The organism is Chryseotalea sp. (assembly GCF_057350905.1).
On record NZ_JBMRCF010000001.1, the window covers coordinates 712,092 to 731,384 of the forward strand.

At 40.7% G+C, this 19,293-nt stretch carries 16 protein-coding genes and 1 pseudogene; 11 read left to right on the top strand and 6 right to left on the bottom strand.

Annotation, left to right across the window (positions count from 1 at the left end; translation table 11 throughout):
* The first annotated feature begins 11 nt into the window (after positions 1-11).
* The 4 genes and pseudogenes from ACO1XM_RS03235 to metF all read left to right on the top strand — a co-directional run bounded on the left by ACO1XM_RS03235 (position 12) and on the right by metF (position 4,613).
* Positions 12-365, top strand: a complete 354-nt coding sequence (locus ACO1XM_RS03235; protein WP_486225761.1) for a four helix bundle protein — start codon at positions 12-14, stop codon at positions 363-365.
* Positions 365-3,070, top strand: coding sequence for a methionine synthase (metH, locus tag ACO1XM_RS03240; RefSeq protein ID WP_486225763.1), 2,706 nt, complete (start codon positions 365-367; stop codon positions 3,068-3,070). Before ACO1XM_RS03235 ends, metH begins: the two co-directional genes overlap by 1 nt.
* A gap of 84 nt (positions 3,071-3,154) precedes the next feature.
* A pseudogene (locus ACO1XM_RS03245) lies at positions 3,155-3,528 on the top strand (four helix bundle protein).
* Positions 3,529-3,656: 128 nt separating this feature from the next.
* The gene (metF, locus tag ACO1XM_RS03250) at positions 3,657-4,613 is read left to right on the top strand and encodes a methylenetetrahydrofolate reductase [NAD(P)H] (RefSeq protein ID WP_486225766.1); all 957 of its coding nucleotides are present in this window, start codon (positions 3,657-3,659) and stop codon (positions 4,611-4,613) included.
* Here the strand turns inward: metF and ACO1XM_RS03255 are convergent.
* Together ACO1XM_RS03255 and ACO1XM_RS03260 are read right to left on the bottom strand one after the other, a co-directional pair.
* Entirely contained in the window at positions 4,610-5,503 is an 894-nt protein-coding gene (locus ACO1XM_RS03255) for a hypothetical protein (RefSeq protein WP_486225768.1), read from the bottom strand. The two genes, metF and ACO1XM_RS03255, sit on opposite strands and share 4 nt — an antisense overlap.
* A gap of 65 nt (positions 5,504-5,568) precedes the next feature.
* A complete protein-coding gene (locus tag ACO1XM_RS03260) occupies positions 5,569-6,459 on the bottom strand; it encodes a 3-hydroxyacyl-CoA dehydrogenase family protein (RefSeq protein ID WP_486225770.1) in 891 nt (296 codons plus the stop codon).
* 47 nt (positions 6,460-6,506) lie between these two features.
* Here ACO1XM_RS03260 and ACO1XM_RS03265 point away from each other — a divergent pair, with 47 nt between their 5' ends.
* Positions 6,507-7,004 (top strand): hypothetical protein, encoded by a 498-nt coding sequence (locus ACO1XM_RS03265; protein ID WP_486225772.1) that lies wholly within the window; start codon positions 6,507-6,509, stop codon positions 7,002-7,004.
* On the opposite strand, the gene ACO1XM_RS03270 is transcribed toward ACO1XM_RS03265, so the two are convergent.
* From ACO1XM_RS03270 to ACO1XM_RS03280, 3 genes are all read right to left on the bottom strand, one after another.
* Positions 7,001-7,411 (bottom strand): arsenate reductase family protein, encoded by a 411-nt coding sequence (locus tag ACO1XM_RS03270; RefSeq protein ID WP_486225774.1) that lies wholly within the window; start codon positions 7,409-7,411, stop codon positions 7,001-7,003. The two genes, ACO1XM_RS03265 and ACO1XM_RS03270, sit on opposite strands and share 4 nt — an antisense overlap.
* A 70-nt stretch (positions 7,412-7,481) precedes the next feature.
* Positions 7,482-7,844 (bottom strand): hypothetical protein, encoded by a 363-nt coding sequence (locus tag ACO1XM_RS03275; RefSeq protein WP_486225776.1) that lies wholly within the window; start codon positions 7,842-7,844, stop codon positions 7,482-7,484.
* Positions 7,819-9,051 carry a sterol desaturase family protein gene (locus ACO1XM_RS03280; RefSeq protein WP_486225778.1) on the bottom strand — a complete coding sequence of 411 codons (1,233 nt, stop codon included), beginning with the start codon at positions 9,049-9,051 and terminating at the stop codon, positions 7,819-7,821. The genes ACO1XM_RS03275 and ACO1XM_RS03280 overlap by 26 nt, the downstream gene beginning before the upstream one ends.
* A gap of 75 nt (positions 9,052-9,126) precedes the next feature.
* Here ACO1XM_RS03280 and ACO1XM_RS03285 point away from each other — a divergent pair, with 75 nt between their 5' ends.
* From ACO1XM_RS03285 to glpK, 6 genes are all read left to right on the top strand, one after another.
* Positions 9,127-9,561: a hypothetical protein gene (locus ACO1XM_RS03285; protein ID WP_486225780.1), complete on the top strand. Its 435-nt coding sequence runs from the start codon at positions 9,127-9,129 to the stop codon at positions 9,559-9,561.
* Positions 9,562-9,785: 224 nt separating this feature from the next.
* Positions 9,786-11,675: a DNA topoisomerase IV subunit B gene (locus ACO1XM_RS03290; RefSeq protein ID WP_486225782.1), complete on the top strand. Its 1,890-nt coding sequence runs from the start codon at positions 9,786-9,788 to the stop codon at positions 11,673-11,675.
* A 98-nt stretch (positions 11,676-11,773) separates the two neighbouring features.
* Positions 11,774-14,629, top strand: coding sequence for a DNA gyrase/topoisomerase IV subunit A (locus ACO1XM_RS03295; protein WP_486225784.1), 2,856 nt, complete (start codon positions 11,774-11,776; stop codon positions 14,627-14,629).
* A 165-nt stretch (positions 14,630-14,794) separates the two neighbouring features.
* Positions 14,795-15,499 carry an MIP/aquaporin family protein gene (locus ACO1XM_RS03300; protein ID WP_486225786.1) on the top strand — a complete coding sequence of 235 codons (705 nt, stop codon included), beginning with the start codon at positions 14,795-14,797 and terminating at the stop codon, positions 15,497-15,499.
* A 49-nt stretch (positions 15,500-15,548) separates the two neighbouring features.
* A complete protein-coding gene (gene glpD / locus ACO1XM_RS03305) occupies positions 15,549-17,192 on the top strand; it encodes a glycerol-3-phosphate dehydrogenase (RefSeq protein ID WP_486225788.1) in 1,644 nt (547 codons plus the stop codon).
* A 3-nt stretch (positions 17,193-17,195) separates the two neighbouring features.
* Positions 17,196-18,680: a glycerol kinase GlpK gene (glpK, locus tag ACO1XM_RS03310; protein ID WP_486225789.1), complete on the top strand. Its 1,485-nt coding sequence runs from the start codon at positions 17,196-17,198 to the stop codon at positions 18,678-18,680.
* A gap of 44 nt (positions 18,681-18,724) precedes the next feature.
* On the opposite strand, the gene ACO1XM_RS03315 is transcribed toward glpK, so the two are convergent.
* On the bottom strand, positions 18,725-19,198 hold the full coding sequence (locus ACO1XM_RS03315; protein WP_486225791.1) for a hypothetical protein: 474 nt from the start codon (positions 19,196-19,198) through the stop codon (positions 18,725-18,727).
* Positions 19,199-19,293 lie beyond the last annotated feature (95 nt).

Consider the following 19,293-nt stretch of genomic DNA (forward strand, 5'->3'; position numbering starts at 1 on the left):
ATGAACCATACATGGCTTTCAAATTTGAAAATTTAAAAGTGTGGCAAAATGCAGTTGAGTTATCCGGGCAGATAGCTGAGTTGACAGAGGTATTTCCTAAGCACGAGATGTTTGTATTATCCTCTCAAATTCAACGTGCTTCTGATTCTATTGCATTAAATATAGCTGAAGGCTCAACAGGGCAAACAACACCAGAGTTTAAAAGATTTTTAAGCTTTGCGCTAAGACCTGCAATTGAGGTAGTGAGTTGTTTATATCTAGCAAAAAGAAGAAAATTAATTAATGAAGATCAATTCAATCATTTTTATAACTATTTGACTGAATTAATAAAAAGTATTCAAGCCTTACGAAATTCAATTAAGTAATGAGCATCGACCATCGACCATTGACTATAAACAATCGACCGCTACAATTAAGTGGATTAGAAGCAGTTGAAGTAACACCCAATTCCAATTTTGTTAACATTGGTGAGCGGACCAACGTAACTGGTTCTGCTAAGTTTCTTAAGCTGATTAAGGAAGATAAATTTGATGAAGCGCTCGAAGTAGCACTCGATCAGGTGCGTGGTGGTGCTCAGGTAATTGATGTGAACATGGATGAGGGGATGTTAGATTCTCAGTCAGCCATGGTCAAGTATTTAAACCTGATGGCTTCTGAGCCTGAGATTGCCGCTATACCGGTTATGGTCGATTCCTCCAAGTGGGAAGTGATTGAAGCCGGTCTGAAATGCTTACAAGGCAAGGGCATTGTGAACTCCATCAGCATGAAGGGTGGGGTTGAAGAATTTATTCGTCAGGCTAAATTGGTGAAGCGCTATGGTGCTGCAGCTGTCGTAATGGCTTTTGATGAACAAGGTCAGGCGGATACTTATCAACGCAGAATTGATATTTGTAAACGTGCTTACGATATTCTGGTGAATGAAGTTAAATTTCCACCTCAGGATATTATTTTCGATCCCAATATTTTTCCAGTTGCTACGGGTATAGATGAGCATAGAAATTATGCCTTGGATTTCTTTAAAGCCACCCAGTGGATTAGAGAGAATCTTCCACATGCCCACGTAAGCGGTGGTGTAAGTAATGTTTCTTTTAGTTTCAGGGGAAATCAAAAGGTGCGGGAAGCCATGCACTCTGCTTTTTTATATCATGCAATACAACATGGTATGGACATGGGCATTGTTAATCCAACCATGCTGGAAGTATACGATGAAATACCGAAAGATTTGCTGGAACGTGTTGAAGATGTACTGCTCAACAGGAGGGAAGATGCAACGGAAAGGTTGTTGGATTTTGCGGAATCAGTAAAAGGTTCTGCCAAGAAGAAGGAAGTAGATGATGAGTGGCGAAAGGGCACTGTTGAAGAAAGAATAACACATTCACTCGTAAAAGGTATTATTGATTTTATTGATCAGGATACCGAAGAAGCGCGCCAGAAGTACGACAAACCCCTGCATGTAATTGAAGGTCCGCTTATGTCGGGTATGAACGTAGTCGGTGATTTATTTGGCGCAGGTAAAATGTTTTTACCACAAGTGGTAAAGAGTGCCCGCGTAATGAAAAAGTCGGTAGCCTACCTCACGCCCTTTTTGGAAGAAGAAAAAAGACTTAGTGGTAATGTTGGTAAACCGGCAGCCCGTATTTTAATGGCTACCGTGAAAGGTGATGTACACGACATCGGAAAAAATATTGTAGGTGTAGTACTTGCCTGTAACAACTATGATGTTGTTGACCTTGGGGTAATGGTGCCACCTGAAAAAATTATTGAAGCAGCCAAACGCGAGAAAGTTGATGTAATAGGGCTTAGCGGATTAATAACACCTTCCCTGGATGAAATGGTGTATGTAGCCAAAGAGATGCAGCGCGAAAAAATGACTCTGCCGTTGTTAATCGGGGGTGCTACCACTTCGCGTATACATACTGCAGTAAAGATTGATCCGGTTTACGATGGTGCTGTTGTACACGTACTGGATGCTTCACGCTCGGTTCCAGTAGCCAGTGAGTTAATCAGCACAGAAACACGGGATGCTTTTAAATCTAAGGTCAAGCTGGAATATGAAGTAATGCGGAAAGACCACGCAAGTCGTCAGCAGGCTAAAAATTATATTCCCTTAAGTGAAGCCCGTGCGAATCGCGTTAAAATTGACTGGAAAGCAACACAGTTGACTAAGCCAGTGGTACTTGGCAGACAAGAGTTTGTGAATTATCCATTGGAAGAAATCAGGAAGTATATTGACTGGACCCCTTTCTTCCAAACCTGGATGCTGGCGGGTCGCTATCCTGGCATTTTAACAGATGCCGTTGTAGGTGTTGAAGCCAAAAAGCTTTTTGATGATGCCAATGCAATGTTGGATGAAATTGTGCGCGATAAAAGTTTGCAGGCGAATGGTGTAGTCGCTTTTTATCCGGCAGCAAATAAGGGTGATGATGTCGAATTATATAAAAAGGATTCAGCTAATCAAGCATTTGCTACTTTCCATTTCCTGCGCCAGCAAAATAAGAAGGCCCAAAACCTGCCTAATTTCTGTTTGGCTGATTTTGTTTCACCTGAACAGGGAAATGATTATCTGGGCATGTTTGCTGTTACGGCTGGCTTAGGGTTGGAAAAATTAACAGCCAAACACCAGGCCAATCAGGATGACTATTCTGATATCATGGCGAAGGCCTTGGCCGATCGCTTAGCGGAGGCTTTTGCAGAATGCCTGCATGAAAAAGTGCGCAAAGAGTTGTGGGGTTATGCCAAAGAAGAAAAACTGACAGATCAACAGTTGATTGATGAGGAGTACAGTGGTATTCGTCCGGCACCGGGTTATCCGGCTTGTCCAGATCATACTGAAAAGAAATTATTATTTAAGTTGTTAGAAGCTGAAAAGGTAGGCATACAATTGACAGAGTCTTACGCGATGTTTCCCGGAGCGGCTGTGAGTGGTTTTTATTTCTCACACCCGGAATCCAAATACTTTGGCTTGGGTAAAATAGAAAAAGACCAGGTGTTGGATTACGCTAAGCGAAAAGGAATGAGCGTAGAGGAAATAGAGCGATGGTTGGCGCCTAATTTGGCATACGATATTTAAAGTGCTGAAGTTTTAAAGTGTTAGAGTACTGAAGTGTTAAAGTTTGCAGGTTTGAAAATGATAAATCTTTAACGAATTGGGGTTATGGCTAAAATTGAAAGATTTGAAGACCTTAATTGTTGGAAGGATGCCAGAATACTAGTCCGTGAAATTTATTTTGTATGTGAAGAAGGTAAACTTGCCAAAGATTTTGATACCAGAAGTCAGTTAAAGCGAGCAGCACTTTCGGTAATGAATAACATAGCAGAAGGTTTTGGAAGATTTAATCCTAAAGAATTATTCAGTTTCTCAATATTGCACAAGCATCTGCTTTAGAGGTAAAAAGTATTCTCTATGTAGTATTAGATATAGGATATATAAAAGAAGATAGATTTAATGAATTACAAAAGCTTACAGACGATACAAAAAATCAAATTCTAGGACTTATCCGGTATCTAAAGAGCAGACCCAAAAAATAAATTGAATTTAATATTATTAAGAAAATAGCACTTAATCTTTTCTCATACGAACTTTAACACCTCAACACTCTAGCACCTTAATACTTCAACACTCTAACACTTTACAACCCTAACACTTTAGCACTACTATGAAAGTAATTGACCATATAAAGAACGCAAAAGGTAAAACTCTCTTTTCATTAGAAGTATTGCCTCCATTGAAAGGGGAGAACATACGTACCTTATTCGATCACATGGATCCTTTAATGGAGTTCAAACCACCTTTTGTAGATGTAACCTATCACCGTGAAGAGTTTGTTTATAAAAAACGTGAAAACGGTTTGTTAGAGAAGAGGTCTACCCGTAAAAGACCTGGTACTGTTGCCTTGTGTGCTGCTATTCAAAATCACTATAAGGTTGATACTGTGCCGCATATTATTTGTGGTGGCTTCACCAAAGATGAAACAGAAAATGCATTGATTGATTTACATTTTCTTGGAATTGAGAATGCGTTGGTACTACAAGGCGATGGTATAAAAAACGAAGGACGATTTGTAGCAGATCCTGATGGTCACCGTTATGCCTCTGAACTGTTGCAACAAGTAGTGAACCTTAATCAGGGTAGATACCTGGATGAAGACTTGCTTAATTCAACACCAACAAACTTTTGTATTGGAGTAGCAGGCTATCCTGAAAAGCATTTTGCTGCGCCCAACCTGAAAACAGATTTAAAGTACCTGAAAAATAAAGTTGATTTAGGTGCTGAGTTTATCGTTACACAAATGTTTTTCGATAACAGTAAATACTTTGAATTCGTGAAGCAATGCCGTGAAATAGGTATTACCGTGCCGATCATTCCAGGTATTAAGCCCATCACAACAAAAGCGCAGACCAGCATTCTACCTACCATTTTTTATATTGATTTGCCAGAAGAACTTTCAGACGCAGTAGATAAATGCAAAGACAATGCGGCCGTTAAACAAGTGGGGATTGAATGGACAGTAAAACAAAGCAAGGAGTTAATGAAAGCGGGTGTGCCTTCATTGCACTTTTATTCCATGGGTAAGTCAGATCCTATTTATAGGATCGCTAAAGAATTATTTTAAGATGACTTGTGGGACTCACCTGAGTGACTGACCGCGTTGAGTGATTTACTAACCTCGTCCAGAATATCATTCAGTTCGTCAGCGTTGGCTTTAAGCATGGGGAGAAACTCCTTAATATGCTTCTCCTTGTCTTCTTCCAGTTGAATTAAGTTTAGCAGGCCGAGAATGCGTGCCAACGGACTTCTTACTTTATGTGCGTTAATGTTGGCGTATTCAGTAAATAATTTTTCGTGCTCTAACACCTTCTTAGTTCTTTGCACAATAAGTTTTTCAAGATTGTTGTTGATACTTTCTATCTCTTCCTTCTGAAGCTTAACCTCTTCATTTTGTTTCCGCAGGGAGTCCTGCGATTTCTGATAACTTCTTTTAAAAATGTAGAGAATAAACAATAATCCGAATCCGGTTACAAATGTATTCCAGTACAAGGGGAAGTCTGAGTCAATAACAATAAGTGGTTGCATCCTTAACAATTGATACTGTACCCATAAATAGCTTCCCATACTGAAAATAAAAAGCGATATGTAATGTTTCTTGGATTCAAAAAACATCATGGGTAGAACACAAATCAAAAATAAGAGATAATCGAAACCACCAGATTTTCCATGGATAATACTTGCCATCACTTGCAGCCCCGTGGTTAATAAAAAGAAGATATAACGGGCTGTCTTAAAATGTCCTTTTAGATGAAGAAATATCAGGGCGATGAATACGAAAAACTCAACCAGGCATATAAATAAGGGCCAACGTGGTTCGATTGTACTGAGTGTTCCAGCAATGACAATCAGGTCGAATAATGCTAAGATCAGAAGTACATTAAAACCCTTATAGACGTTGTTCTCGTCATCGTTTAAGCCCTCGAATCTTGAAAATCCAGACCAGTTTAACTTCATTTACACAAAGGTATATATTTCGTGTAAGGAAGTGATTCTGAAAAGATAGAATCAGCCGTTAAAACTTACTTTGTAAACTGTTTGGCGACTATTAAATCCTTGCTTCCTGCCGTGTACTGATAGAAACCACTGCCTGATTTTACGCCTTTATGTCCTGCTTGTACCATGTTTACCAATAGGGGGCAGGGTGCGTATTTAGGATTACCAAAGCCATCATGTAAAACCCTTAGAATAGATAAACAAACATCTAGTCCTATAAAGTCGGCCAATTGTAAAGGCCCCATCGGGTGTGCCATACCCAATTTCATCACGGTATCAATCTCTTCAACACCTGCTACACCTTCGTACAATGAATAAATGGCCTCATTGATCATGGGCATTAAAATGCGATTGGCAACAAAGCCAGGATAGTCATTCACTTCAACAGGTACTTTTTGAAGTTTCTTCGACATCTCCATGATGGTGTTAGTTACCTCATCGCTGGTATTATATCCTCTGATTACCTCTACCAATTTCATCACAGGCACAGGGTTCATAAAGTGCATGCCTATTACCTTATCAGCGCGTTTGGTAACAGAGGCTATTTTAGTAATTGAAATTGAAGAAGTGTTGGTACTTAGAATCGCCTCAGGCTTTGCATAGCTATCCATTTCCTTAAAGATGTTAAGCTTCAATTCAACATTTTCAGTGGCAGCCTCAACAACTAAATCAGCATGAGCGACACCTTCCTTTAGCTGCGTGAAAATCTTGATGTTTTGCAGGGTTTGCTTTTTGCCCTCTTCTGTTAAGGTTTGCTTAGCCACTTGTCGGTCCAGATTCTTTTCAATGGTAGCAAGTGCTTTTTTAAGGGCATCCTCAGAAATATCTATTAAGGCGACAGAAAAGCCATATTGCGCAAAAACATGCGCAATGCCATTCCCCATGGTACCAGATCCGATAACTGCAATATTCTTCATAAATTCGGGCTTACATCGTTTGCGAGCGCAAATATAAAGGATAAGCTGTGTCAGAAAAATCAAGAATCAGAAACTTATCAACGAGGTATCTGGAGTTTTACAGGTATGGTTTTGTAGTAATACTTACTGCTTTTGCAGGCCTTCTGCTTGTTCAGTCCATTGACGATTTTAGGAGCCGTGGATTCTTCCCCTCGCTCTATTTTCCAGTGGTGTGGGGTTTTATGATTTACACCTGGTTTAAGGCACACATAAAGGTTTATAAGGTAGAATTTGATGATGAGTACCTATATGTGTTAAAAAGAACAGGAGATGTTTTAATGCCTCTGGAAAATATCAAGGATATAGAAATGAAAACACTGGGAGGAATGTGGCGTGTTGAGTTGTATTATGCAGATATCCTGGGCAATCATTTTTACTTTAAGCCTTCTTTACTTTATCCGCTCAATTATAAAAGCAAAGACAAACTTGTCAATTTACTCTGGGAGAAAATTGAACTGGCTAAACAAAGGAGGCCACGTATTCAGACAAATGCTTTACACAGCTAGGCGTTTCCGCGCAAATGAGGCAAAGTTTTTTCACCTGCTTTTGCTGTGATGGCCAACTTCATGATATCCGTAGGGGTTTCGCAAAAGATGGCTCGTTTATTATAGATAGCAATGGGCGCCTTTAACAATTGTGGATTCCTGGCCAACACTTCCAACCAACCTTCCATCGTATATGTGTTCTGACCAACCTTAGATGCATAGTCAGGATGCGATTTATCCAGCAGCTCAGCAGGACTAATACCCAGCATGGTTACAACCTCTATCCAATAGGTAGGAATCAGTTTTTCATGTAAGGCGTCAATTTCATTAATGTTGCTACAGATATCCTTGGCCATGGCTTTTGTTTGCTTGCCACTATTGCTTTGCGGATTGTAGAGTAGAAAAAGCTCATTTGGATGGAATTGCATAGACTTCTCTGGTTTAACTATTGGGAAGTTAACCAAAAAATGCCTGCCATACAATGTTTAAAATGGTGATCTACTTGATATAGATCTCCTTGGAATAACCCAGGGCGTTAAAGCGGATTTCAAGTTGCAGTTGAACGGAATCTGCGTTAGCACAAGCTGGTGCCGGGTTTATGTGGTAATAATAGAACTTCTGGTTGCGTTCATAAAGTTCATTATTATCTGGCCTGCCCAGCAAGGTAACTATCTGCGTCTCCCTTAATGCCAGCAATTTATCTTGTTGTGCCTCTAATGAGGCAAGCATTTCTTTTCTATTGCCATTGCAGGCATAGCGATCGTTTTTCCAAAGCTCAGTATCCAGGTTTTCTAATTGGGGTGTTGATTTGCTACATGCCATCAATAAAAGCACACTAAGCAGCACGAAGAACCTTCTCATTTTTAAAAATTGTTTTAAACCAAAGTACTGATATGATCATGTATGCCGCAGCAACCAGGTAAAGCCAGTATGATGCACTTGTTTGATAGGTGAGTGCGGTAAGCAGTAAAGGATAAGAAATGATTCGGAACCATTCTGTATAATAAGCCCAGTTTTTTTTCTCGAAAAGAACACCACAGTTTACAACAGTAATCGTAATCAGCATGGAGATAAAAATCTTTTCAGGCATGCTAAATGCTGTTTGTTTAAATAAGAAAAGTGCCGTTCCACCTAGGCACAAAATGTATTGAAACAGTACGTATACATTTAAGAGCATCGGGGCCGGTGTATCATACTTCTTGTATGTTTTTTCATCTACTTCAGGTACTGCACGCTGTCCACCCAAATAACTGGGCAACCAGCCTGGTTTGCTAAAGATATAACGGATCTTATCAGACCACTTCGGAATCATTTTCAGATCACGACTCATATCTACATAATGACTGAAATTGGCGAATACAGGATTCCAACTGTTAATTGGTTTTGTAATACCGTAGGTTGGATGTTCTTCCTCTTCCTGAAAGGTGCCAAACATTCTGTCCCAAATAATAAGAGAACCTGCATGATTCTTATCAATGTATTTTGGATTTCTGCCATGGTGTACTCTATGATGGGAGGGGGTGTTGAAAATGAATTCTATCCACCGGGGCAATTTCTTAATGGCTTCTGTATGAATCCAGAATTGATATAAGGTATTCAAGGCGGTGATCAATACAAAATCAGTAGTATTAAAACCAATAAAGGCAATGGGTAGGCTGAAAGCAAAAGTCCAGACAATCTGTAAAGAACTTTGTCGTAAGGCAACGGATAGATTATAATCTTCACTTTGATGATGCACAACATGTCCTCCCCAAAACAAATTTACTTCATGGCTCATGCGGTGTGCCCAGTAGTAGGCGAGATCCACCAATAATACGAGCGCTAACCAGTAGATCCAGGTGCGTTCTAAAGTGAAAAAAGCAAAGTTCTCAAAGAGAACTTGATAAACACCAACAGCAAGTATTTTCAGAAATAAACCCGATAACTGAGAAGTAATGCCGCAGCTCAGGTTGGCAATGGCATCCGGCAATCTGTAAAAGTCTTTATGACTGATTCGCTCCACCACCAACTCTATGCCTATCAGCACAAAAAAGATAGGTATAGACAGTACTATCGGGTTGATATCCATGATAAAAAACCATTTTCTTATTGAGCTGTTAAAATACAGTATTTATTTTCATTTTTGCGCCTCAATAACCCGCACATGGCAGTAAAAATATTTCGTTCAGTTTGGTTTTTATCAGTTTTGGCGATTTTGTTCGTGCTATTGTACCAATATGCTGCCTGGCCAGAAACAATAGTTGTAGGACAGGGAGAAGTTAATTTTATCAGCCTTTCGAGAGATAATTTTTTCTATATGTGCATGGCGCTACTGGCTTTTGTAAACGTAACGGTTTACATCGCGCGGAATTTCGCTAAAAAATCCGAAGAATTTCAAGCCTGGTTTTATGGCTTTATCGCCATTATTAACTTCTTTTTGGTCATTGCCTTAAGCTTTATCAGCCTTTTTAACAGCAATGAGGACTTCCGTTTTGGCCAAATCGGTTTCATAATTTACGGATCTTTAATTTTAGTCTTTTCATGGATCGTAGGGGGGCTTTTATACTGGTTTGTTCGTAAACGTTTACAAGCTGCTTAGCGCGAAGTTTCTATTAATCAACGCCTTACCTCTTTTTTCGGACCATTCTGCCTGTGGGTTGGATACATTGCTCAGCCAGCATAACTGCACTGGAAGTCCTTTGGAATAGTAAAATATTGACACTAATTGACAAAGACTTTTTTGTCAATACTTTCTCACTGCGATAAATACTATAAATTCGCGCTTTGCTAGCAGTAGCATTTTTTTTAACCTTATTCTTTTCTATGGCTAAAACTCCGGATGTATTTGAATACAACGAGTCGAGCATAAAATCGCTTGACTGGCGTGAACACATTCGCTTAAGACCCGGTATGTATATCGGTAAATTGGGCGATGGTTCTGCAAAAGACGATGGTATTTATGTGTTGGTGAAAGAGGTTGTTGATAACTGCATCGATGAACACATGATGGGTTACGGTAAAAACATCGACATCACCATTACCGACTCTAAAGTAACCGTACGCGATTATGGACGAGGTATACCGTTGGGTAAAGTGGTAGACGTGGTTTCCAAAATAAATACGGGTGCCAAATATGATTCAGGAGCATTCCAGAAATCTGTTGGTTTAAATGGTGTGGGTACTAAAGCAGTTAATGCTCTGTCCAACTATTTTAAAGTACAAGCATTTCGCGATGGACAAACCAAGCTTGCGGAATTCAAAAAAGGTGTACTTACAGCCGATCCTAAACCAGGTAAGACAGACGAAAAGAATGGAACATTGGTGGTGTTTGAACCTGACAATGCCATGTTTAAAAACTATCACTTCATTCCGGAATACCTGGATGATTTGATGTGGAATTACGCCTTTCTGAACGCAGGCTTAACCATTAACTACAACGGCAACAAGTTCTTCTCGAAAGACGGTCTACTTGACTTATTAAAACAAAAGACAGAGCCTGAAGAATTACGTTACCCGATCATTCACTTCAAAGGCAATGATATTGAGGTGGCTTTAACGCACGGCAATCAATACGGTGAAGAATACTATTCGTTTGTTAACGGACAGAACACCACACAAGGTGGTACACACTTAGCGGCTTTCCGCGAAGGTGTAGTAAAGGCTGTGCGCGATTACTATAAAAAAGACTTTGATGCGGCAGATATTCGTGCGTCCATTATCGGGGCCATTGCGATAAGGGTGCAAGAACCGGTTTTTGAATCGCAGACAAAAACGAAATTAGGTTCAATCAGTACTTCACCAGAAGGCGGTGTAACTATTAAGAATTTCGTGGGCGATTTCGTTTCCAAAGAACTGGAAATCTACCTGCACAAAAACCCGATTATTGCAGAATCGCTGTTGAAGCGTATCATGCAGTCTGAGCGTGAGCGTAAAGAGATTGCCGGTATTAAAAAACTGGCAAACGAAAGAGCCAAGAAAGCCAACCTGCATAACCGAAAGCTAAGAGACTGCCGTTTTCATTTAGATGAAAAACATGAGAAAGGACAAGACTCCATGATTTTCATTACTGAGGGTGACTCGGCCAGTGGTTCTATTACCAAGTCGCGCAACGTAGAAATTCAGGCTGTATTTAGTTTGCGTGGTAAGCCACTGAACTGCTACGGACTCACTAAAAAAGTAGTGTACGAGAACGAAGAATTCAATCTTTTGCAACATGCCTTGAATATTGAAGATGGCATGGATGGTTTGCGTTATGACAAAGTGATTATTGCTACCGATGCCGATGTGGATGGTATGCACATTCGTTTGTTGCTCATGACATTCTTCCTTCAATTCTTCCCTGACCTGGTAAAGGCAGGGCACGTTTTCATTCTTGAAACACCACTTTTCCGGGTACGGAATAAAAAGGAAACCATTTACTGCTATAGTGAGGAAGAGAAACAGGCCGCAGTAAATAAACTCGGCAGTAAGCCAGAAATCACGCGTTTCAAGGGTTTGGGAGAAATTTCACCAGATGAATTTGGAAAATTTATTGGCGAGAATATCCGCTTGCAACCTGTACTGCTCCACAAAGACAGTCACTTACAAAAAGTGCTCGAGTTTTATATGGGTAAGAACACACCTAACCGCCAGGAATTTATTATTGGAAACCTGCGCATAGAACTCGATAAAGTAGAGAATACCAAAGAAGAGGAAATTGTAGAAGAGACATAAGACAGTAAAAATCTAGACACAAGACATTAGACGTTAGACTTAAGACTAAGTCAAGTCTAAAATCTAATGTCTTACTACTTAAGTCTAAATCATTTAATATGAGTAAGAAAAAGGAAATTAAGAATATCACACCCGCAGTTAACTCCGCAGCCGAACAGGCCGATGGTATTAACCTTTCCATTGGTGTGGACGGTCTTTATCAAAACTGGTTTTTGGATTATGCCTCGTACGTAATTCTTGAACGCGCAGTGCCCCGCATTGAAGATGGTCTTAAGCCAGTGCAGCGAAGAATCATGCACTCGCTTAAAGAAATGGATGACGGACGTTTTAATAAAGTAGCAAACGTTATCGGTAACACCATGCAATATCACCCACACGGTGATGCTGCCATCGGGGAAGCCATCGTTAATATTGGTCAGAAAGATATATTGATAGAAACCCAGGGTAACTGGGGCGATGTACGCACAGGAGATGGTGCAGCGGCACCACGTTACATTGAAGCCAGACTCTCAAAATTTGCCCTGGATGTAGTTTACAACGCACAGACTACTGAATGGCAATTATCCTATGATGGCCGTAAAAGAGAACCGGTAACTCTTCCGGTTAAATTTCCACTTTTATTAGCGCAAGGTGTAGAAGGTATTGCAGTAGGTCTTTCTACTAAAATTCTGCCACACAACTTTGTAGAGTTGATCAAGGCTTCCATCGATATTCTTAAAGAAAAGAAGCCAAAAATCTATCCTGATTTTCCTACCGGTGGTATTGCTGATTTTTCAGAATACAACCAAGGTTTGCGCGGTGGTAAAATCAAGGTGCGCGCCAAGATTGAAGTGCTTGATAAAAAAACACTTGTGATCAAAGAAATTCCTTTTGCCACGACCACAACCTCCATCATGGAGTCTATTGTAAAGGCGAGTGAGAAGGGGCAAATCAAGGTAAAGCAGGTAGTAGACAATACAGCACAAGATGTAGAGATACAAATTCACTTACAGGCAGGTCAGTCACCTGAGGTGTCTATTGACGCATTATACGCTTTCACGGATTGCGAGATTTCGATTTCACCGAATGCCTGTGTAATTATTGAGGACAAGCCGACTTTCATGCCGGTAAATGAAATCCTCAAATACAACACGCACCAGACTGTTCAGTTACTGAAACAGGAGTTGCAGATCAGACGAGATGAGTTGATGGAGAAAATCCTTTTCTCTTCATTGGAGAAGATATTCATCGAAAAACGTATTTATCGCAACATTGAAGAGTGCGAAACATTCGAAGAAGTAATCACCACAATTGATAAAGGTTTAAAACCTTATAAAAAACAATTCTATCGCGAGATTACCAGAGAGGATATCCTTCGCCTGACGGAGATCAGAATTAAACGTATTTCTAAATTCGACTCCTTCAAGGCAGATGAATTGTTGAAGGACCTTGAAAAGGAATTAAAACAAACACTGAATCACTTAAAGCATTTAACAGAATATGCCATTGCCTACTACCAGAACTTATTGGATAAATATGGTAAAGGACGTGAGCGCAAAACAGAGATCAAGAGCTTCCAGTCAGTAACAGCAGTAGAAGTAATTGCCAACAACCAGAAGTTGTATGTAAATAGAGAAGATGGTTTCATAGGCTGGGGTCTGAAGAAAGACGAATACATTTGCGATTGCTCTGAATTAGATGATGTGATTGTGGTGCGTAAGGATGGTAAAGCCAAAGTATCCCGCATACAGGAGAAAGTATTTATGGGTAAAGATATCCTCTATGTGGGTATCTGGAAGAAAGGTGACGACAGGATGATCTATAACGTAATCTACACCGATGGTAAAACAGGTGTAAGTTTCGCTAAACGTTTTGCCATACCTGGTGTAACCCGCGATAAAGAGTACCCGATTGCTACAGATGAAAAGAATTCGAAGATTCACTATGTAAGTGGCAACCCTAATGGTGAAGCTGAAACAGTAGAAGTGAAATTATCACAAGCGAGTACAGCACGTAAAAAGATATTTGAGTATGACTTTTCAGAGTTAGAAGTGAAAGGTCGTGCTGTGAAAGGTAACACGATTACGAAGTATCCTATCAGAAGAGTTGACTTCTTAAAAGCCGGAGGCTCTACTTTGAGTAAGCTTAACCTCTGGTATGACGAAGCATCAGGCCGTATCAATAAAGATGAACGTGGTAAGTATATAGGTAAGTTTGATGGTGATGATCAAATCATTGCCTTCATGCGCAACGGTTCTTACAAGATCACTAATTACGATCTGACTAACCGTTACGAACCGGAGAAAACCTTGCACCTGGAGAAATTCAATCCTAAGAAAATTATTTCTGCCGTTTATGTTGATGGTGAAAGTAAGCAATACATGGCGAAGCGTTTCATGATTGAAACCAGTACAGCAGATAAAGAGTTTGGCTTTATTTCAGAAGGTATTGGCTCGCGCCTGGTATTGATTACAACCTCAGAAACACCAGAAATTGAAGTGGAGGAAATCAGGAGCAAAGACAAGGGTAAAGTGAGCGAAGTGGTGAACCTGGAAGAGATTGTTGATGTAAAGGGCTGGAAGGCACTTGGCAATAAACTATCTCAGTATAAGGTAACCAAGGTTTCTTTACTAGAAGAGCCTGAGGAGGTTGCACCGCAAGAAGATGATGAGACTACTGATGATGATCAGTCGTCAAAAAAAAAACAGAACCTGAAGCAAGCACCGTTATCGAAGAAGACGGGCAAGTCAGCCTCTTCGGTGGCCCGCCCAGGCAAGAAAGTAGCGAAGGCCGCGAGCAAGCGCCCAGCCACCAGCAAAAAGGCGAGCCCATCAAAAAAATCAAAGTCGAGCAAAAAGACCTCTTCGGTGAAAGCAACAAAAGCAAAACCAAAGAAAGTCGAGAAGAAGACTTCGAAGAAAAGCGTGAAAGCTCAAGTGAAAACAAAGACCAAAACGAAACCGAAGAAACGCTAGACAATGGTACTTCTCAGTCAAATGAGAAAGACGATAAAGATGATAAAGCCTTTGGGGTAGGCGAGTCTACGGAGTGGAAGTTTTAAAGTCCTATTATAAAAGACAAGCAAGTTATTTGCTTGTCTTTTGCTTTACATGCATATTGAGTATCCTAAACTGAATAGCATGAATCCATACCTGGCAGAATTTTTTGGCACGCTACTACTTATTTTATTAGGCGATGGGGTAGTAGCCGCTGTTATTCTTAAACACACGAAGTCTGAGAATGCCGGATGGTTCACCATTGTTATAGGTTGGGGTCTGGCGGTTACCTTGGCTATCTATGCAGTGGGTGCGCACAGTGGTGCACACCTTAATCCCGCAGTAAGCATAGCGTTGGCCTTTCAGGGAAGTTTTCCCTGGCAGGAGGTACCTGCCTATTGCATTTCTCAATTGCTGGGAGCCTTTAGCGGTGGTGTATTGGTTTGGCTTTTCTACTTTCCTTTTTGGAGAAAGACAGAGAGTACTGAGGTTAAACTGGCCGTGTTTTGTACGGCACCAGCCATTCGTTCCCCGCTCAGCAATTTATTTAATGAAGTACTGGCCACAGCTGTTTTGGTATTGGCCATCTTGTTTATAGGGGCTAATACTTTTACAGAAGGACTCAATCCCCTCGTTGTGGGCTTACTGATTATTTCAATTGGTTTAAGCTTGGGAGGTACTACAGGCTTTGCCATTAATCCGGCACGCGACCTTGGGCCGCGCATAGCACATTTTCTTTTACCGATTCACGGCAAGGGCTCATCCGATTGGTCTTATGCCTGGATACCGGTTGTCGGGCCTGCCATAGGAGGTCTATTAGGGGCCTGGATATTCCAGCTACTTTTCTAATATCTGCCTATGATGATTGTTGATGAATAACTATTAACTTATCATCACAATGTCATTCTCCTTACATCAACGAAATTCAGTTTTAAAGCAAGCGCAAAGCGAAACCTTTGACCTGCTGATCATTGGCGGTGGCATAACAGGTGTTGGTATTGCTTTAGACGCGGCCTCCCGTGGGTTAAAAACGGTGCTGGTAGAAAAAAATGACTTCGCCTATGGCACGAGCAGTCGTTCTACAAAGCTGATTCATGGGGGCTTGCGCTATTTAAAACAATTTGAATTCGCGTTGGTGAAAGAAGTAGGGAGTGAACGGGCAGTTGTTCACAGACTTGCTCCACATCTTGTGCTGCCCGAAAAAATGTTGCTGCCCTTGCGCGAAGGCAGAGGCTTTGGCAGTCTGTTAACTTCTTTTGGATTATGGTTATACGATTGGCTGGCAGGTGTTAAACAAGCGGACAGAAGAAGAATGCTGACACGCAAACAAACGCTCAGAGCCGAGCCCTTATTGAAAAAAGATGGTGTAAAAGGTGGGGGACTTTATGCAGAGTACAGAACTGACGATGCTCGCCTAACCATTGAAATTGCCAAGACTGCCCATCAACAAGGTGCCGTGCTTTTGACTTATGCACAAGTTGAAAATTTTATTTATAAAGATGGTAGAGTTGAAGGAGTTCAGGTGACTGATTTGCAAACCAACACCACACTAAGTATTAAAGCCAGGGTAGTTGTAAATGCTACAGGCCCCTGGGTAGATACGTTGCGGGTGCTGGATGGATCAAAACAAGGTAAGACACTTCACCTGACTAAAGGTGTTCATATCGTGGTGGCCTATCAACGCTTTCCAATAAAACAAGCTGTGTATTTTGATGTAGCCGATGGCAGGATGATTTTTGCCATCCCGCGAGGCAGAACAACCTATATCGGTACTACAGATACGGATTATCATGCCGATATCGATGCTGTGCGTGTTACTCCGGCTGATGTTAACTATTTACTCAATGCAGTAAATGAAAGTTTTCCACATGTAATGCTAAGCGAAAGAGATGTGGAGTCGAGTTGGGCAGGACTAAGGCCATTGATTCATGAAGAAGGTAAATCAGCTTCTGAGTTATCAAGGAAGGATGAAATTTTTGAAGCTGCTTCCGGCTTATTATCCATCGCAGGAGGCAAACTTACGGGTTACCGCAAAATGGCCGAACGTGTGGTTGATCTTGTTCAGAAGAAATATTTTGCTGATCGTAAGTTAAAGGTATGCCAAACAAAGCAACTCAAACTTACCGGAGCTGATTTTAAAAATATGCGCAAACTTAGATTGTATCTGAGAACAATGCGTAAAGATTTTCAACAAATTGGTTTATCGCCCTACTATGCAGATTACTGTGTACATCTTTATGGGAAACAAAGTGACGAAATTTTGATACAAACAAAGCACTTAATTAAGCAAGGTAAAGGCAGTGAAGAGAGTTTGCTTCAGGCAGAACTGGATTTTACCATGCAACATGAACTGGTATTGAATGCCAGCGATTTTTTTGTAAGAAGAACAGGTATGCTGTTTTTTGATATGGATAGGGTACTTCAATATAAAATCTGGGTGCTCAAATATTTTAAAGATCAATTTAACTGGAGTTTAGAAAAAATGGAACAAGAAGAAGCATTTATCAATAAGCTTATTACAGAAGCAAGACACTTTCACTAGACTATGGCATCAAAGTATATTATTGCCCTCGATCAGGGTACAACAAGTTCACGTGCAGTCTTATTTGATGAACAGGGGGAGATCAAAGGAATTGCGCAAAGGGAATTTACACAAATTTTTCCACAATCAGGTTGGGTTGAACATGATACGCAAGAAATCCTGAAAACACAACTGACCGTACTGAGTCAATTGATCAAAGAGCAGGGTATTTCGGAGAAAGAAATTGTAGCCCTGGGTATTACCAATCAGCGAGAGACCACTGTGGTATGGGATCGCAAAACAGGAATACCCGTTTATAATGCCATCGTATGGCAAGACAAGCGCACAGCTTATATATGTGAAGAATTAAAACAGCAAGGACTCGAAGATTATGTTCGCAAGCATACAGGGCTTGTGATAGACTCTTATTTTTCGGCTACAAAAGTAAAGTGGATTTTAGATCATGTTGCAGGTGCAAGAGAGAAAGCAAATAGGGGTGAGTTGATATTTGGTACCATAGATACCTGGTTGCTTTGGAATATGACCGAAGGGAAGGTGCATGCAACCGATGTTACCAATGCTTCGCGTACGATGTTGTATAACATAAAAAACCTGCAATGGGATGAGAAGCTTTTGAAAGCATTAAACATTCCACAGACAATGTTGCCTGAAGTTAAACCGTCTGCACATACATTTGGCAGTACTAAAGTGAATGGTGTAAGTATTAATATTTGTGGCATAGCGGGCGATCAGCAGGCAGCGCTGTTTGGACAGGCGTGTTTTGAACCAGGCATGGCTAAAAATACGTATGGAACTGGTTGCTTTATGTTGATGAATACCGGTACAACACTGCAACTTTCCAAGCATGGTTTATTAACAACCATTGCCTGGTCGCTGGATGGAAAAGTAGAATATGCCCTGGAAGGTAGTGTTTTCATAGCGGGTGCAGCTGTGCAATGGTTACGCGACAGCTTGCATTTAATCGATCAGTCAAAAGATTCAGAATACTTTGCTTCTAAGGCACTCGGCTCTAACGATGTGTATGTAGTTCCCGCTTTCGCTGGCTTAGGCGCTCCTTATTGGGATATGTATGCCCGTGGTGCCATCTTCGGGCTTACCCGTGATACCGGAAAGGATCATATTGTAAAAGCAACCTTAGAGTCCCTGGCCTACCAAACTAAAGATGTGTTGACTGCCATGGAGGAGGATGCTGGTATACCCTTAAAAGCGTTGCGCGTAGATGGTGGAGCCTCTGCCAATAATATGCTGATGCAGTTTCAGGCTGATATATTGAATACCCCTGTTGAAAGGCCAACCGTTATTGAGTCTACAGCAACGGGTGCTGCATACCTTGCCGGTATTCAGGCAGGACTTTGGAAAAAGGATCAAATTACCCGCAACAGAAAAATTGAAAGAAGCTTTACCCCGAATATGCAGGAAGACGTGCGGGCTAAACTTTATAAGGGTTGGAAGAAAGCAATTGAACGCACGATGAAATGGATTGATTAAAAACTATCCGCAGTATGTTTGTAATACTGCGGATAGACTTAAAATTACTCTACACTTTTAACATTATCTTTTTTCAGCTCTTCCATTAAGCCATCATATTTAGCTTTAAGGTCTGCGTTGGCAGCGAGTGCTTTTTTAACCTTGTTAAAAGTAGCGGCACCTACATATTCTTTCGCAAGCTTCTGAAAGGCAACATTGATCTCACTTGTACCTTTTGATTTATAATCAGCGATGCCCTTTACAAACGCAATTTCTTCAGGTGTTGCTTTTGCTTCAGTTAATTTGGTTTCATCGCTAATGATTTTTGACAAATCATTATAACGTGCTGCATTCATCACTGTATTATTTTTCACCAGCAGCGTAATGCTATCCATTAATTCAATGGTAAGTTCATTTACCGAATCCATGGCAGTAGCGTATTTGCTCAATTCTTCATCAGTTACGGCAACATCAGTTTGTGCATGGACCTGGATGGCCAATAGAAAAAACAGACAGGAAAACAGGAGTGAAGTCCTCATAATTTTTAGGTTTAGTGAAACAAAACAACAAGCATGTTAAGGCTGCTTGTGAGCCAATGCAACAAAGCCTTTATGAACGGCACCAGTTTTATTAT